Below are 14,754 nucleotides of genomic sequence, written 5' to 3'. Positions count from 1 at the left end.
GGATCCGCTCATAGGCTCTCGCGCACCGTGTCCTGCCAGCGCACCAGCGGGCCGGTGAGCGCGACCAGCAGGGCGTCGGCGAGCTTGCCCACCACCGCGAAGGCGATGATCGCCGCCAGGATCTGGTCCGGTTTGCCGAATTGCTGGCCGTCGACCAGCAGATAGCCGAGACCCTCGGAGGCGCCCATCAGCTCGGCCGCCACCACGAACAGGAAGCCGAGGCCGAGGCCCGTGCGCAGGGCGACCAGCGTTGCGGGCAGCACCGCCGGCAGCAGGATGCGCCGCACCAGGGCGATGCCGGAGAGCCGGAAGATCCGCCCGACCTCGACCAGCTTGCGATCGACCGAGGCGATCGCGCCCGCCACCCCGATATAGACTGGGAAGAACACGCCCACCGCGATCAGCAGCACCTTCGGCGTCTCCAGGATGCCGAACCACAGGATGAAGAGCGGCACCCAGGCGAGCGAAGGCACGGCCCGAAGGGCCTGCAGGCTCGGGTCGAGCAGCCAGCGCAGCGCCGGCACCGTCGCGACAAGCGCGCCCGCCAGGATGCCGGTCCCCGCGCCCCAGAGGAAGCCGAGCCCGACCCGCGCGAGCGTCGCCCGCACGTGGACCAGAAGGTCGCCGGAGGCCGCGAGGTCGAGGAGCGCCGCGCCGATCCGGCTCGGCGGCGGCAGGAGCCGGCCGGACGCCAGGCCGAGCCGGACCGCGATCTCCCAGCCGAGCGCGAGGGCGAGCGGCAGCAGCAGGCCGAGGGCGGCCCGGCCGCCGTGGCGCAGCCAGACCATGCGCGTCAGCGCGCGGGCGCCGGATTGAAGCTCGGGTCGAGCAGCCCGTCGACCGCCGCCGCGACGTCGGTCCCGGCCGCGATCACGCCCGCCTGCTGCAGGGCGAGGCCCGCCGCCTTGATCGAGTCGGCCTGGGCCGGCCCGATCGCCGGCTGGGTGATGTCCGTGCGCTCGAGCTGGCGCGCGATCACCGGTTCCGGCAGCTTCGTCGCCGCGACGAGCGCCGCCGCGAGCGCCTGCGGGTTGGCCAGCGCGTAGGCCCGGGCCTGCTCGTAGGCAGCGATCACGACGCGCACCAGCTCCGGGTTCTCCTTGGCGAAGGCCTCGCGCACGTCGAGCAGGCCCCAGGTGTTGGCCGCCGCGTCCCGGTGGAACAGCACCGCGCCGCCCTCGATCTCGGCCGCCGCCATCATCGGATCGAGGCCCGCCCAGGCATCGACGTCGCCGCGCTCCAGCGCGGTGCGCCCGTCCGGGTGCTGCAGCAGGACGAGCTTGGCGTCCTTCTCGGTGAGGCCGGCGCCCTGGAGCGCGCGGATCAGGAAGATGTGCGGGTCGGTGCCGCGGGTGACGGCGACGCGCCGCCCCTTGAGGTCGGCCGGCCGGGCGATGCCCGTGTCCTTGCGGGTGACGAGCGCTGTCCATTCGGGCCGCGAGAAGGCGTAGACCGCCTTGATCGGGTTGCCGTTGATGCGCGCGACCAGGGCTGCGGCGCCGGCCGCCGAGCCGAAATCGATCGCGCCCGCGTTCAGGAATTCGAGCGCCTTGTTGGAGCCGAGCGACTGGACCCAGCGCACCTTGATGCCGCGGGGCTTCAGGGCCTCCTCCAGGAAGCCCTTCTCCTTCAGCAGGAGCCCGACCGGGTTGTAGGTCGCCCAGTCGAGGCGGATCTCCGTCGGCGCCTCGGCGCGGGCGGGCGCGGGGACCAGGCCCGCGAGCTGCGCCAGGGCGATGCCGGCGGCACCCAGGAGGACACGGCGACTCGGACGCATGCGCGACATATCTTTCCACCCGCTCAATTCGGATCGAGCTAAGCGGTAGCGTTTTTCGAGTCAAACAACCCCGCCGCAATAAAGAACGAAACAGGTGCCCTGCCCCGTCCGCGTGGAAGAACCTCCGCCGCTGGCAGCCGTGCCGGATCGTGCTAAACCGCTGGCAGGTGCGGCCTCGGGCTCGTGTCGCTCGGCCCTAGGCTCCGCCGGCCCGGTGCCGCGGAGCCGCTGTAACGGGTATTCATGTTCGACGCCGCCGCCGCCCTCGACAGGATTCTGACCGATCTCGACCGCGAGGCGCGGGAGCCGACGAAGCTGCGGGCCGCCCTCGTGCCGCAGCTCAAGGCGGTCATCGCCGAGGGCCACGCGGCGGCCGAGGCCCAGCTCCTCAAGGATCGCGACGGGATGGCCTGCGCGCAGGCCCTGTCGCGGCTCACCGACGCGGTGGTGCGGGCGATCTACGACGCGGTCTGCTGGCGCCTCTACCCGAACGACAACCCGACGACGGGCGAGCAGCTCGCGATCGTGGCGACCGGCGGCTACGGCCGGGGCACGATGGCGCCGGGCTCCGACATCGATCTGCTGTTCCTGCTGCCCTACAAGCAGACCGCGTGGTCGGAGAGCGTCGTCGAGGCGATGCTCTACGTGCTCTGGGACCTCAAGCTGAAGGTCGGCCACGCCACGCGCTCGGTCGAGGAATGCCTGCGCGAGGCGCGCGCGGACTTCACGATCCGCACGGCGCTCTTGGAGGCCCGCTTCCTGTTCGGCTCGCGCATCCTGTTCGAGGAGCTGATCACCCGCTTCGATTCCGAACTCGTCGTCGGCTCGGCCGCCGAGTTCGTGGAGGCGAAGCTGCGCGAGCGCGACGGGCGGGTCTCGAAGGCCGGCTCCTCCCGCTACCTCGTCGAGCCGAACGTCAAGGACGGCAAGGGGGGCCTGCGCGACCTCAACACCCTGTTCTGGATCGCCAAGTACACTTACCGGGTGCGCGATCAGGCCGAGCTCGTCCATGCGGGCCTGTTCACGCCCGACGAGTACCGGCTGTTCGAGCGCTGCGAGGAGTTCCTGTGGCGCGTGCGCTGCCACATGCACTTCCTCACCGGCCGCCCCGAGGAGCGGCTCTCCTTCGGGCTCCAGCCGCGCGTGGCCGAGCGCCTCAACTACGGGCCGCGCGGCGGCCTGTCGGGCGTCGAGCGCTTCATGAAGGCCTATTTCCTGATCGCCAAGGACGTGGGCGACCTCACCGCCATCGTCTGCGCGGAGCTGGAGGCGCGCCACGCCAAGCGCACGCCGGTGCTCGACCGCTGGATCGGCCGTTTCCGCGACCGCTTCCGCGCGACCGCCATGGAGGCGGAGGATTTCTGGATCGACCACGGCCGGGTGAACCTCAGGGCCGAGGACGCCTTCGAGCGCGACCCCGTCAACCTGATCCGCCTGTTCTGGCTGGCCGAGCGGCACAACCTGCCGATCCACCCGGACGCGCGGCGCCTCGCCACCCGCTCGCTGCGGCTGATCACCCCCACGCTTCGCGCCGACGAGGAGGCGAACCGGCTCTTCGTCGAGATCCTGACCTCGAAGAACGCGCCGGAATCCGTGCTGCGCCAGATGAACGAGGCGGGCGTGCTCGGCCGCTTCATCCCCGATTTCGGGCGCATCGTGGCGATGATGCAGTTCAACATGTACCACCACTTCACGGTGGACGAGCACCTGCTGCGCTCGGTCGGCGTGCTGGCGGCGATCGAGGCGGGCCGGGTGCAGGAGGCGCACCCGCTGGTCTCGCGGGTGATCCACACCATCAACAACCGCACCGCGCTCTACGTGGCGATCCTCCTGCACGACATCGCCAAGGGCCGGCCCGAGGACCACTCGGTGGCGGGCGCGGCCATCGCCCAGCGGCTCTGCCCGCGCCTCGGCCTCTCCCAGGCCGAGACCGAGACGGTGGCCTGGCTCGTCGAGCACCACCTCCTGATGTCGATGACGGCCCAGAGCCGCGACCTCTCCGACCCGAAGACGATCGAGCGCTTCGCGGGCGTGGTGCAGACGCTGGAGCGGCTGAAGCTCCTCACCATCCTGACGGTCGCCGACATCGCCGCCGTCGGCCCCGGCGTCTGGACCGCCTGGAAGGGCACGCTGCTGCGCACCCTCTACGACGAGACCGAGGTGCGGCTCTCGGGCGGCCACTCCGAGATCGCCCGCACCGACCGGGTGCGGATGATCCAGATCGCGCTTCGCGAGAAGCTGCCGGACTGGTCGGCCGAGGAGTTCGACGCCTACGCGGCCCGCCACAACCAGGCCTACTGGCTGAAGGTTGAGGGCGTGCGCCAGTTCAAGGACGCGAACTTCATCCGGGGCGTGGTCGAGTCGGGCCGAACCAGCGCCACCGATGTCGAGACCGACCCGGTGCGGGGCGTGACCGAGATCACGGTCTACTCGCCCGACCACCCGCGGCTTCTGGCCATCATCACCGGCGCCTGCGCGGCGGCCGGCGGCAACATCGTGGACGCGCAGATCTTTACCACGAGCGACGGCTTCGCTCTCGACTCGATCTACGTCTCCCGCGCCTTCGAGCGCGACGAGGACGAGCTGCGCCGGGGCCAGCGCATCACCGCGGCGATCGAGCGGGCGCTCAAGGGCGAGATCCGCATCGCCGATCTCGTCGCCGACAAGCACCCGCCGGTGGCGAGCGCGCGCGCCAAGACCTTCCTGGTGCCGCCCGACATGGCGATCGACAACGCGCTGTCGAGCCGCGAGACCGTGGTCGAGGTCACCGGCCTCGACCGGCCGGGCCTCCTCTACGAGCTGACCACCGCCTTCAGCCGGCTCTCGCTCAACATCACCTCGGCGCATATCGCGACCTTCGGCGAGCGCGCGGTCGACGTGTTCTACATCACCGACCTCATCGGCACCCGGGTCACGCAGCCCGACCGCCTCGCCGCGATCCGGGCCGCCGTGATGGAGATCTTCGCGGGCGATGTCGCGGCGCTGAAGGCCGAGGGGCTGGAAGCGCTGGTCGCCGCGCCCCCGCCGCGGGAAGCCTGAAGGGCCGCCGCCGCGGGTTGATTTCAGGGAGCGCCGGCCTGATATCAGCGGCGATCCCGCACATCACCACGACTGAAACGCCATGACGAGCAACGACATGCAGCAGGACGACCCGCGCCGGAACCAGGCCGCGGACGGCGCCGCGCCCCGGGCCGAGCCTCAGGCGGGGGGCGATGCCGACGCGGCCCAGCAGCCCGAGGCGAACCCGCACGGCGAGGCCCTCGCCGCACTGACGGCCGAGCGCGACGAGTTCAAGGACCGCGCGCTGCGCACGCTTGCCGAGATGGAGAACCTGCGTCGCCGCACCGAGCGTGAGGTCGCGGACGCGCGCACCTACGCGGTGACGAACTTCGCCCGCGACGTTCTCAACGTGGCTGACAACATCCGCCGCGCCCTGGAGAGCGTGCCGGCCGAGGCCCGTGCGAGTGCCGACGGCGCCCTGAAGGGGCTGATCGAGGGCATCGAGCTGACTGAGCGCGACCTCGCCAAGACTCTGGAGCGGCACGGCGTGAAAGCGGTCGAGCCGCAAGGGCAGCGCTTCGACCCGAACCGCCATCAGGCGATGTTCGAGGTGCCGAACACGGAGGTGCCCAACGGCACCGTGGTGCAGGTGGTGCAGTCCGGCTACGTCATCGGCGATCGGGTGCTGCGCCCGGCCCTGGTGGGCGTCTCGAAGGGTGGGCCGAAGGCTGGGCCCAACCCCGCCGACGCCTGATCGCCCCGGCACGATCCAGTCGAGCACGGCCGAGACGGGAGCCCGGTGCCGATGGCGCCGGGCTCCTCGCGTTGTCAGGGATTGCAGGGCAGCGCCAGGGCGAAGTCGGAGACGAACCGGGCGGTGTCGCGCACGGACAGCGGCGTGCGGGGATCGCGGGCCACGAGATCCGCCTCCGCATGGAGGCGGTCGTGGCAGGCACAGGCCGCCAACCGTCCGGAGGCGAGCGGGGGCGAGCAGGCGTCGTGCCGGGCGCAGGCGAGGTCGAGCGCATCGATCGGCGGGTATCCCGGGCCTCGGTTGCCCGGACCGCAGAAGTTGCCGTGGATCAGTAAGCGACCGCGGCCGGAATCGACCCGCGGCAGGTCCTGTGCCCGCGCGGCCGGCGCGAGCGCGCCCGCGAGGGCGCAGGCGATCACCGCGCGGTGCAGGAATCCGGATGCGGTCACGGTCGGGCCCCGTTCGGCGAACGTCCCATCCTGCGGGCGGGATCGGCCGATGCGTCCGGCCAAGCGTCCCGCGTGGCGGAACAAGACTTAGCCGTCGAACCGACTGATTCTACCCTCTGGCGGGCGGCGCTGGACGCTACAGCCTTCGCCGGGCTTCGTTCCAGCACGGAAGAATGCGGATTGGATACTGATCCCCATCGATCGCGCAGTTCCGGTCCGACCAGTGCGGGCCCTGCGCCCCTCCCGACCTGCGCCGGGAAGGGCGCCGGCGCCGGTTAGAAGCGGTAGTTCAGGCCGGCGCGCACGAGACCGAAATCGCCCGCATCGCGGCCGCCGCCGTAATAGGCCGCGGTGCTGGCGTCGTAGAAGGTCGCGCCCGAGAAGCTGCGGCGCAGGTTCACGTAGAGACCCTCGATCTTGGCCGAGAGTTTCTCCGTGAAGGCGTACTCGACGCCGCCGCCGACCGCGTATCCGGTGCGGAAGCTCTCCGGCAAGGTGTAGGGGTAGGTCGCCGCGTAGGCGCCGCGCGCGCCGCCGCCATAGGCGAAGCCGCCGGTGCCGTAGACCAGCACCCGGTCGAAGGCGTAGCCGATCCGGCCGCGCACCGTGCCGAAATAGTCCAGGCTCGGCCGCACGCTGTAGTACGGCGCGGTCCCCAGATAGGTCGCATCCGCCTTGGCGAAAGCCGTGCCCTGGATGTCGGCCTCGACGCCCAGCACCCAGCCGGCGCCCGGCGTGAGCTGGTAATTGTAGCCGATCTGGCCGCCGCCGACGAAGCCGCCGCGGCTGCCGCCGCCCGTAGCGGTGCCGTAGGTCGGGTCGGTGAAGCCGCTGCCGCCGCCGAAGCCGTAGCCCGCATTCACGCCGACATAGAGCCCGGTCCAGGTGAAGACCGGCAGGCTCGGCAGCGGCGGCGGGGGTACGGCGCGCCGGGGCAGGTCGGCGGCGCCCGCCGCGCAGGTCAGCGCAGCCAAGCCCGCGAGGGCGGCCGGAAGGGTTCTCAGCATGGATCTCGTCTCGTGTTGGGGCCGCTCGGCGCGGCCGCTGGGATGCGCGCGGCCTCAGAGCGCCGCGAGCAGCAGGCCGACCACGGTCACCGCCAGGATCAGGCAGATCGCGAAGTCGATGACCCGTGCGCCGCCGCAGCCCTCCGCGAGGTCGGGGGTGCGGCGTCCGGGGCGATGCCCGGCGAAGCCGGCCGCACTCATCCGCACCGTCATCGGATCGACCCAGCGTGCGGGTGGGTGAGGGCGGCCTCCCGAAGCACCGGGACGCTTCGGGAGGCCTGTGGAGCCGCCGTCCTGCCGGAGGGGGTCGGCAGGGCGGTGGCCTGCTGCGTTCCGGGAGAGACGCCGCGGTGGACCGTGTCCGCGGCGACGCTTCCGAGAGCGGGCAGTGCGAGGGCGGCCAAGCACAGCGCGAGGCGTGCGAGGCGCGCGGCATCGGGGGCGCGGCCGCGGGGGGCCGCCGGTCGGAAAGCGTCTCGCAGGGGCGGCAGCGCGGGTGGGGCGACCATGCGGATCCTCTCGGCCATCATCAGGCTCCTGCTCCGTGGGAAATTTGACCACGAAATAGTTACGTGTGCAAAAATCCCACGTCAAACGGAAAAACCGGGGGTGAGGTGCGTCGGCGCACCCTGTGGGATTGTCTCCCACGATTTGGCGGCTAAGGTCGGATCCATGTCGGACGAGATCGCATCCTCGGAGGGCGCGGCCCTGCATGCGCCGGTCGCGCGCCTGCTGCGCCCGCTCGTGCGCCTGTTCGTGGCCCGCGGCATCACCTTCCCGGCGCTGACGAATCTGCTGCGCGAACTCTACGTGAACGTGGCCGAGTACGACTTCGCTCTCCCCGGCAAGGAGCAGACGGACAGCCGCGTCTCGCTGCTCACCGGCATCCACCGCAAGGAGGTGCGGCGCCTTCGCGGCGCGGGCGCCCCGGTGAGCGCGGTGCCGGCCGTGGTCTCACGCACGAGCCGGATCATCGCCCGTTGGCTGGCCGACCCGCGATTCACGGACGCCCAGGGCCGGCCACTGCCGCTGCCCCGCTCGGGCCCCGGCGATGCGGCCTCCTTCGAGGCCCTGGTCTCCGGCATCACCCGGGACCTGCGCCCGCGCGCCGTGCTCGACGAGTGGCTCGACCGGGGCTTGGCGCACCTCGACGCAGACGACCGCGTCGTGCTGGCGGAAGCCGCCTACGTGCCCAAGGGCGGCGGCGAACCGCAACTCTACTATTTCGGCCGCAACCTGCACGACCATATCGCGGCGAGCGTCGCCAACATCGTCGGCGAGGCTCCCCGCTTTCTGGAGCGGGCGGTGCATTACGACGGGCTCTCGGAGGATCTCGCCCGGCGCCTGGAGGCGCGAGCCCGCGAGATCGCCATGGAGGCGCTGCAACAGGCCAACCGCGAGGCCCACGCCGCCTGCCAGACGGATCCCGGCGGCAACCACCGCTGGAATTTCGGCCTCTACGTCTACGCCGAGGCGGCGCCCCCGCCCGCGCCTCCCGGAACCGTTTGAGGAGCGGGCGCGTGGCGCGCGACCATCGTCCACATGTTCGCCCGAGCCGCCGGCTCGTTCTCGGCCTCCTCGCCGGCGCGGCCCTCCTGCCCGGGCGCCTGCCGGCGCAGGAGGCGCCGGTTCGCGATCAGGGCATCGGCGGCACGGGGGCCCGCCCGACCGACGCGCCCGGCGAGGGCGACCGCGGCATCGGCGGCACGGGGGTGATCGGCACGATCCGGCGCTTCGGCTCGATCGTGGTGAACGACCTGCGCATCGGCTACCCGGACGACGTCGCGGTGCATATCGACGGCGCGCCGGCCCGGGCGTCCGACCTGCGCATCGGCCACGTGGTGCGGGTGGTGGCCCGGCTCGCGGGCGGCGGGTCCGCTGGCGGACTGACCACCCGGCGCATCGACGTGACGAGCGAGGTGGTGGGCCCCGTCCAGGCGGTCGGCCGCAACAGCCTGACGGTGCTGGGCCAGCGCGTCGCGACCGGCACGGCGGGGGGCGTCTGGACGATCGGCCAGCGCGTCGCGGTGAGCGGCCTGCGCCGCCCGGACGGCGTCGTGGTGGCGAGCCTAATCGAGCCCCGCGCGGCGGGCCCGGACCGGGTCGCCGGTCCGGTCCGGCGGGGGGGCGACGGCGCGCTGCGGATCGGCGGCCTGCGGCTCACGGGCGCCGGGCCCCTGCCGGTGGGGCGCCGCGCCGCGGTCGCTGGGCGACTGCGGGACGGCGGGCTCGCGGTGACCGACGCCGCCGAGGCTGGCCTGCCCCCAGGCATCCGGACCGCCTCGATCGAGGCCTATATCGGCCGGCGCGAGGGGGGCATGACCCTGGGCTCAGGCCTGCCCGTCTCGGGCGCGCCGGGCGCGGACCTGCCCCGGTCCGGCGCGGTCCGGGCGGTGCTCACCACGGAGGTGGCGGGCGACGGGCGCCTGACGATCGAGCGCTTGCGCGTCGAGGACCGGCTCGCCCCGGTGCGCGAGCCCCCGCTTCGCGAGCCCGGACGCTTCGAGGGGCCGGGCTTCCAGCGCGACCGGCTCGACCTGCGCGGCCTACCGGGCCACGGCCCGGGAGGCGTCCCGGGACCGGAGGGCGCGGGGCCCGGGCCGGGGCTGCGCATCGATACGCGCCCGCCCGGCGCCGGCACGGTGGGACCCGGCGGCTTCGGACCGCCCGGCGGCTTCGGCGGGCCGGGTGGCCCAGGGGGAGGGCCCGGGGGCAATCCGGGCGGCTTCGGAGGACCCGGCGGTCCCGGAGGCGGCTTCGGCGGCCCCGGTGGTGGCGGGCCGGGCTTCGGCGGTGGCGGGCCGGGCGGCTTCGGTGGCGGCCGACGCTGAAGGCCCCACGGGTGATCGGGGCGCGTAACGGTCCTCGGAGGTCTGGAGTCTCGGCCGGCAGCCTGATCCGGGCTAAGCCTCGGCATGAATCGGGCTGCACATTGCCCTGCAGGAGGCGTGGGACGACCGGTTTGGGGGCCTCTCTGCAAATCAGGTCGGTCGGAGCATGACCATACCGAGCGTGATCACGGCGAAATCGTTGCTCGCCCGCTTCTCGTTGGGGGTTGACGATACTGCTCGATACCGTTGGTCAGCACTCGGCCCTGATGCATTCGAATTATGCGGCCTTGTCGGAGACGGAGTGCGCGCTCTATAGGTATAAATCTCTACTGATCGGCTAAAGTTGAACATAAACATGCAAACATATAGATATTGCGAGGGAATGCTTCGAAATAGTCCCGAGATATTTGAAAGATTTCTCCCTGAAGTAGATCACCATACGACAGGAGAAATCATGATGCATCCAAATTTCACTCAGATACGACGACAGTACGTTCTTGACACAACGGAGCACTACGCGATCGACACGTTTCCAGGAGGTTGGCAGAGTACTGCGTATCGCGTGATGATCCTTGGTACTCTGTTGGATCTGTACGATGCGTGGGATCCGGAAGATCTGAAGACATTGCCAACGCTCACACGTCTCAAGCAGACGATAGCCTCGCTTGGCCTCACCGGTTCGCGCCTCATCGATGATTTTGTTCGTCGTCTTGTTCAAACCGGTCATGTGAGTTTGGATCGATTCGAGATGGACGGTCGGGTTCGTATCCTCAGGCCCAGCGACAGCACATTGGCATGGTATGGTAAGACAGCGGCATCGTACTACAGCATACTCGACTATCTTTATCCTGGATTTGGATATAGCGTCGCCTCGTCAGATAATTCCTCGTTCATGAAGCATCAGCGCATATCGGCGTCAGGAATATTCGAGATCATCGTTCGGTTTCTCGCGAAAAATGTCGATTTATACCCATTTCACAGTATGAATGGTGGTGGAATCGCGTTGATGCATCTGGCTGTTTCTCGAGAAGGCGTCAAAAATCAAGACGAAGATGAAAGATATTCAATTTTTTGCAGCGCAGGCACGGTATCACAAGGTCGCATTTCCGCAACATTTTGCTCGCAGCCGAAGAGGGCAACCTCCTGTCGAGATCTGGCAAGCATGGCAAAGTCCTTGAACTGACACCGCGCGGGCACTTTGCCGTCGATCGCTTCATCGGAGACACTCTCTCCTCGCACGATATGACCTTTCGCATGGCGATGACAAAAATGAGGACCGAAATGGATTCAGCTCGGCATCAACGGGTATGATTATGAAACTGTACTAAAGAAAACTGATATCATCTAAAGAGTTGGCTAAAGACTGATGTAGAACGATTTGCCGAAGCAGATTGATAATCCGGCTGCGTCTGCAGCCGCTGTAGCACCCGATCGACCACGCCTGCCATTGCCAGCGGTCGGACCAGCTCGACTTTAGGATTCAGAGAACCCGAGCGCAGCGGGTGCTTCCACGGCGCGCCCGTGCGCAGGATCCGGAGCAGGCCGTTCCGCACTTGGCGGTGATCACCCGCAGGTCGGCCCAGCGCGGCTTCTGCGGAGGCAGCAGCGGGGCGATCTGCTCCCACGGCGGGTCGGTCAGTTCGCAGCCTCGCAAAGTCCACATCTGTGCTCGCCTCACCCGTGCGAACCCCTTTGCAGAGCCGCCTCAAGGGGGCGCCGCGGCCGCATCGCGGATCTGCGCGACGAGGAATGCCTCCGCGCGCTGCCACGCCTCATCGGTATCCCCCCGGAAGTTCAGGTCGCGGGTGAGGACGTCCCGGCCTGTGCGCACATCGACCAGACGCGCCCAGAACTGAAGGATCAGCGTGCTGCTCTTGTGCACGACGCCGACGAAGATCAGGTGCGCCCCACGATCCCGAGCGGCCTGGAGCAGGCAGGCCGCCTGGCCGGCAGGACAATTCCGCCTCAAGTGCTCGGCGGGGAGAACCGCGGCGCTGTAGAGACCGGTTCCGGTCAGATCGACCGCGATCTCGTCCGTCAGGCGTGCGAGACGCGCTTCGTGTTGAGCGGATTGATCCGTGGGCTCGCCCGAGGTGTCGAGTAGCTTGAGCGGCAGCACCGCCATAGGGACCGGCGCGGGACCTGCCGCGTGGGCCGGTACCCCCGAGAAGGATGCGAGCGCGCTCCCGATCATGGCGATCCGGAAGAGGCGCAGCGGGGCTCCGCGTTCGATGAAGGCCGGCATCATCGTCTTCTCCAGAACAATCCGGCTGGCTGCGCGCCGGCCCGGGCGTCCCGGCCTAGACGCTTCGCGGCGCTCGATCTTGCCATTCGGCGCCAAAGCGCCGAGCCTGACGACCGGGAGGCGATTCATGCCGGCACACGGCTTGACCCGGGCACGCACGATGGGCCCCATCGCCGACGCGGTCGCTGCGGCCGGCGGATCGGTGCGTCGCGTCTTCGGTCGCGCCGGGATGCCGCTGACGCTGCTCGACACCCCCGACCGGCTGATCCTGCTTCGGGATCAACTCGCGCTCGTTGAAGCGGCTATCCGGGAGATCGGCGATGCTGCCCTGCCGGCACGGCTCTCGACCCGCGCCGGCATCGTCGGTCTGGGCCCCATCGGCGTGCAGGTGCAGTCTGCCGAAACCCTCGGAGCCGCCCTCGGGCGGGTGGAGATCGTCACGCCGGTTCTCTTGCAGACTGCAACTCTGACCGGCGTCCGCTGCCACGGCACGGAGGCCTTCTACAGCTACGAGGTCGCCGAGCGGATCGAGATTGGGCGTCAGGCCAACGAGATCCTGGCGCTCGGCTACCTGCTCGGTACCGCGCGCCATTTCCTCGGTGCGGGTTGGCGGCCGAAGCGCGCCGTCGTGACGGGAGCGTGGCTGCCGGCCCGCGGTGAGATCGAGGCGCTGTTCGGATGCGAGGTCGCGCTGGGCCCGCGGGCAGGGCTCGTGTTCCCTGCCCCACTTCTCGGTGCACTCAATCCCCGCCGCATACACCCCGCTCGCGAGGGGGGGATGGAAGGCGCACCGATCGATGACGGGCTCGCGGGTTGCGTCGCGCACGTGATCGCCCTCGATCTCGACGAGGGCGGTCCGTCAATCGATCGCGTCGCCCGGCGCCTCGGCCTCTCGCGTCGGACACTCCAGCGCCGCCTGGAGGAGGCTGGCACGTGTTACGCCGACATCCATCGCCGCGTCATGCTTCGCCGGGCCAGCGAGCGGCTGGCAGAGACGACGCTGGGTATCGGCCGCATCGCTGCGGAACTCGGCTACGGTGATGCGGCTCACTTCACGCGCGCGTTCCTGGGATGGACCGGAGCCACACCCAGCCAATGGCGGCGCCACCACTCGTCGCGATCCCGGCTGGCGTCGAGCAAGCCTGGACAAGCTTAGGGCGAACGCCTGCTATTCGGCGGCTTGTCTGGACGTGCCCGTATGGCCGGTCGAATTCGAACGTGCGGCCGCATCCGGGAACGTTTGGGATCGCAGGGGGGATTCCGGCATCGTGCTCTGTGAAGGGCGCGTCGTCGTGGATCGGCGATGATGTTCCGGCCCTCCCGCAGGAACTGAGGGCGTGAGCGACAGTCACCACGACTCACAGGTGCGTACAGGCCAGGATGAGCTGGTAGAAGCGCTGCTCCGGTCCTGTTGCCGACACGGATGGATAATGCATCGAGCGCGCAGACGCACGCGACGCGTCGTGGCGTGCGAGCCTCGATGTCGTCTGGATCATGCTCCCCTCGAGCCGCATCGCGGTCGGTGCCGCATCGTCCGAGGTGCTCCGCGGGCCCCGGTTCGGGTCCAAGGCCGATACGAGGAGTTGGTCGAACTGATGGGCTTCAGCGTGCGCGCGCAATCTGCTGGACATGCAAAAGCACCCTCGGCCGGAGCGTTCTTCGAGTGGGATCTATCGATGCAGCCGAAGGTTGTGCAGAGCCTCAATACCGATACTGGCGTCTGCTTCGGTCCATTCGTGCCTTACCCGTTACGGTTTACAGCGCTGAAATCGGCGCAACAACCGAGCCGGATTGACAAAAATTGCGACGACCTCCGGAAGCCGGAAGAAACCCGCTGCTCGACGTCGGGCAGCCTCGGATCCTGCGCGTGCAGACGGACGACCCCGCGCCAGTCGAGGCGTCGCGGCAACGCGTGGATCTGCGGCACGGACGGGGCAGGTAGCCTCGGACGCCGCAGCGATGCTCGCCGATCCAGCGGCGCGCGAGGCTGCTCTTGAGGCAATACATCCCATCGAACGGAGAGGGTCGACGGATCCGCATGACGGCTACGGCGCGCGAGCTCGTCTCGGCCGCCGAACATCCCTACCGCGCGGGCGGTTCCTCGCTCTGGCTGTCGATGGAGCAGGCCACCGCCTGCACGGCCGCGTTGGCGGCCGGGCGCTGGCTCGGCAGGCCGGCCAGCGCCCGCACCACCACGAAGCCCTGGCGGTCGGGGGCGACGATGCGCACGTCTCGGCTCGGCTCGCTCTCGTCGTCGTTGGCCAGCGCCTCGTCGTACTGGGCACGCGTGAGGATCACGAGGTCGAGCGCGCCGCGCACCGCCGCTTGGTCGGTCACCGCGTAGTAGGCGCCGCGCCGCCCGTGCGCGGCGAGCGTGAGCATCAGGGGGCCTGTGCGGGCCGAGACGCGCATCGGCCCGTCCGCGAGGTCGTAGGCGCAGACGCCGACCGCCACCGCGGGATCCGGGATCGGCAGCCACGCCTCGGCCGGGGCCGGGCTGGCAGTGGTCGCCACCGTGTAGATCGGCTGCGGGTGGTCGAGGCTCTCGCTGGCCCGCGCGCGGGAGAGCGCGTCCGCCTCGGACAGGAGCGGGATCGCCAGCACGGTTGCCACGTGCACGAGGCCGGCGAGCGTCAGCCCGCACAGGGTGGCGTAGGCGAAGCGCAGGCTCATCGGGGTGCCGTCCGGCTC

General features: G+C 69.9%; 13 protein-coding genes and 1 pseudogene. 6 read left to right on the top strand and 8 right to left on the bottom strand.

Features of this window, described 5'->3' with window-relative positions:
- Positions 1 to 8: 8 nt before the first annotated feature.
- Positions 9 to 788, bottom strand: a complete 780-nt coding sequence (locus DK427_RS02935) for an ABC transporter permease (protein ID WP_109949955.1) — start codon at positions 786 to 788, stop codon at positions 9 to 11.
- Between the two features lie 5 nt (positions 789 to 793).
- On the bottom strand, positions 794 to 1,777 hold the full coding sequence (locus tag DK427_RS02930; RefSeq protein ID WP_109953962.1) for an aliphatic sulfonate ABC transporter substrate-binding protein: 984 nt from the start codon (positions 1,775 to 1,777) through the stop codon (positions 794 to 796).
- A 243-nt stretch (positions 1,778 to 2,020) separates the two neighbouring features.
- Between DK427_RS02930 and DK427_RS02925 the strand changes: the two genes are divergently transcribed.
- The gene (locus DK427_RS02925; protein WP_109949954.1) at positions 2,021 to 4,816 is read left to right on the top strand and encodes a [protein-PII] uridylyltransferase; all 2,796 of its coding nucleotides are present in this window, start codon (positions 2,021 to 2,023) and stop codon (positions 4,814 to 4,816) included.
- Positions 4,817 to 4,913: 97 nt separating this feature from the next.
- Complete coding sequence (grpE, locus tag DK427_RS02920) at positions 4,914 to 5,531, top strand: nucleotide exchange factor GrpE (RefSeq protein ID WP_109953961.1); 618 nt, start codon at positions 4,914 to 4,916, stop codon at positions 5,529 to 5,531.
- A gap of 74 nt (positions 5,532 to 5,605) precedes the next feature.
- On the opposite strand, the gene DK427_RS02915 is transcribed toward grpE, so the two are convergent.
- From DK427_RS02915 to DK427_RS26610, 3 genes are all read right to left on the bottom strand, one after another.
- A complete protein-coding gene (locus DK427_RS02915) occupies positions 5,606 to 5,980 on the bottom strand; it encodes a phospholipase A2 family protein (protein WP_109949953.1) in 375 nt (124 codons plus the stop codon).
- Between the two features lie 275 nt (positions 5,981 to 6,255).
- Positions 6,256 to 6,987, bottom strand: a complete 732-nt coding sequence (locus DK427_RS02910) for an outer membrane protein (RefSeq protein ID WP_109949952.1) — start codon at positions 6,985 to 6,987, stop codon at positions 6,256 to 6,258.
- Between the two features lie 54 nt (positions 6,988 to 7,041).
- Positions 7,042 to 7,188: a hypothetical protein gene (locus tag DK427_RS26610; protein ID WP_204165252.1), complete on the bottom strand. Its 147-nt coding sequence runs from the start codon at positions 7,186 to 7,188 to the stop codon at positions 7,042 to 7,044.
- Positions 7,189 to 7,659: 471 nt separating this feature from the next.
- Between DK427_RS26610 and DK427_RS02900 the strand changes: the two genes are divergently transcribed.
- From DK427_RS02900 to DK427_RS25955, 3 genes are all read left to right on the top strand, one after another.
- On the top strand, positions 7,660 to 8,496 hold the full coding sequence (locus tag DK427_RS02900) for a DUF6502 family protein (RefSeq protein WP_109949950.1): 837 nt from the start codon (positions 7,660 to 7,662) through the stop codon (positions 8,494 to 8,496).
- A gap of 11 nt (positions 8,497 to 8,507) precedes the next feature.
- On the top strand, positions 8,508 to 9,818 hold the full coding sequence (locus DK427_RS02895; RefSeq protein ID WP_109949949.1) for a DUF5666 domain-containing protein: 1,311 nt from the start codon (positions 8,508 to 8,510) through the stop codon (positions 9,816 to 9,818).
- Positions 9,819 to 10,272: 454 nt separating this feature from the next.
- Entirely contained in the window at positions 10,273 to 11,001 is a 729-nt protein-coding gene (locus tag DK427_RS25955) for a hypothetical protein (RefSeq protein ID WP_162559643.1), read from the top strand.
- 202 nt (positions 11,002 to 11,203) lie between these two features.
- Here DK427_RS25955 and DK427_RS26895 read toward each other — a convergent pair.
- Together DK427_RS26895 and DK427_RS02885 are read right to left on the bottom strand one after the other, a co-directional pair.
- Positions 11,204 to 11,472: pseudogene (locus DK427_RS26895) on the bottom strand (transposase); the annotation flags it as partial.
- Positions 11,473 to 11,523: 51 nt separating this feature from the next.
- Positions 11,524 to 12,234, bottom strand: coding sequence for a DUF2380 domain-containing protein (locus DK427_RS02885; protein WP_245930776.1), 711 nt, complete (start codon positions 12,232 to 12,234; stop codon positions 11,524 to 11,526).
- Between DK427_RS02885 and DK427_RS02880 the strand changes: the two genes are divergently transcribed.
- Entirely contained in the window at positions 12,224 to 13,219 is a 996-nt protein-coding gene (locus DK427_RS02880; protein ID WP_245930775.1) for an AraC family transcriptional regulator, read from the top strand. The two genes, DK427_RS02885 and DK427_RS02880, sit on opposite strands and share 11 nt — an antisense overlap.
- Positions 13,220 to 14,145: 926 nt before the next feature.
- On the opposite strand, the gene DK427_RS02870 is transcribed toward DK427_RS02880, so the two are convergent.
- Complete coding sequence (locus DK427_RS02870) at positions 14,146 to 14,736, bottom strand: DUF1254 domain-containing protein (RefSeq protein WP_109949945.1); 591 nt, start codon at positions 14,734 to 14,736, stop codon at positions 14,146 to 14,148.
- Positions 14,737 to 14,754: the final 18 nt, after the last annotated feature.

The sequence above is a fragment of the Methylobacterium radiodurans genome, from assembly GCF_003173735.1.
Taxonomy (GTDB): domain Bacteria; phylum Pseudomonadota; class Alphaproteobacteria; order Rhizobiales; family Beijerinckiaceae; genus Methylobacterium; species Methylobacterium radiodurans.
The sequence above is the reverse complement of the archived record's forward strand: the minus strand, read 5'-3'. Positions and strand labels throughout refer to the sequence as shown.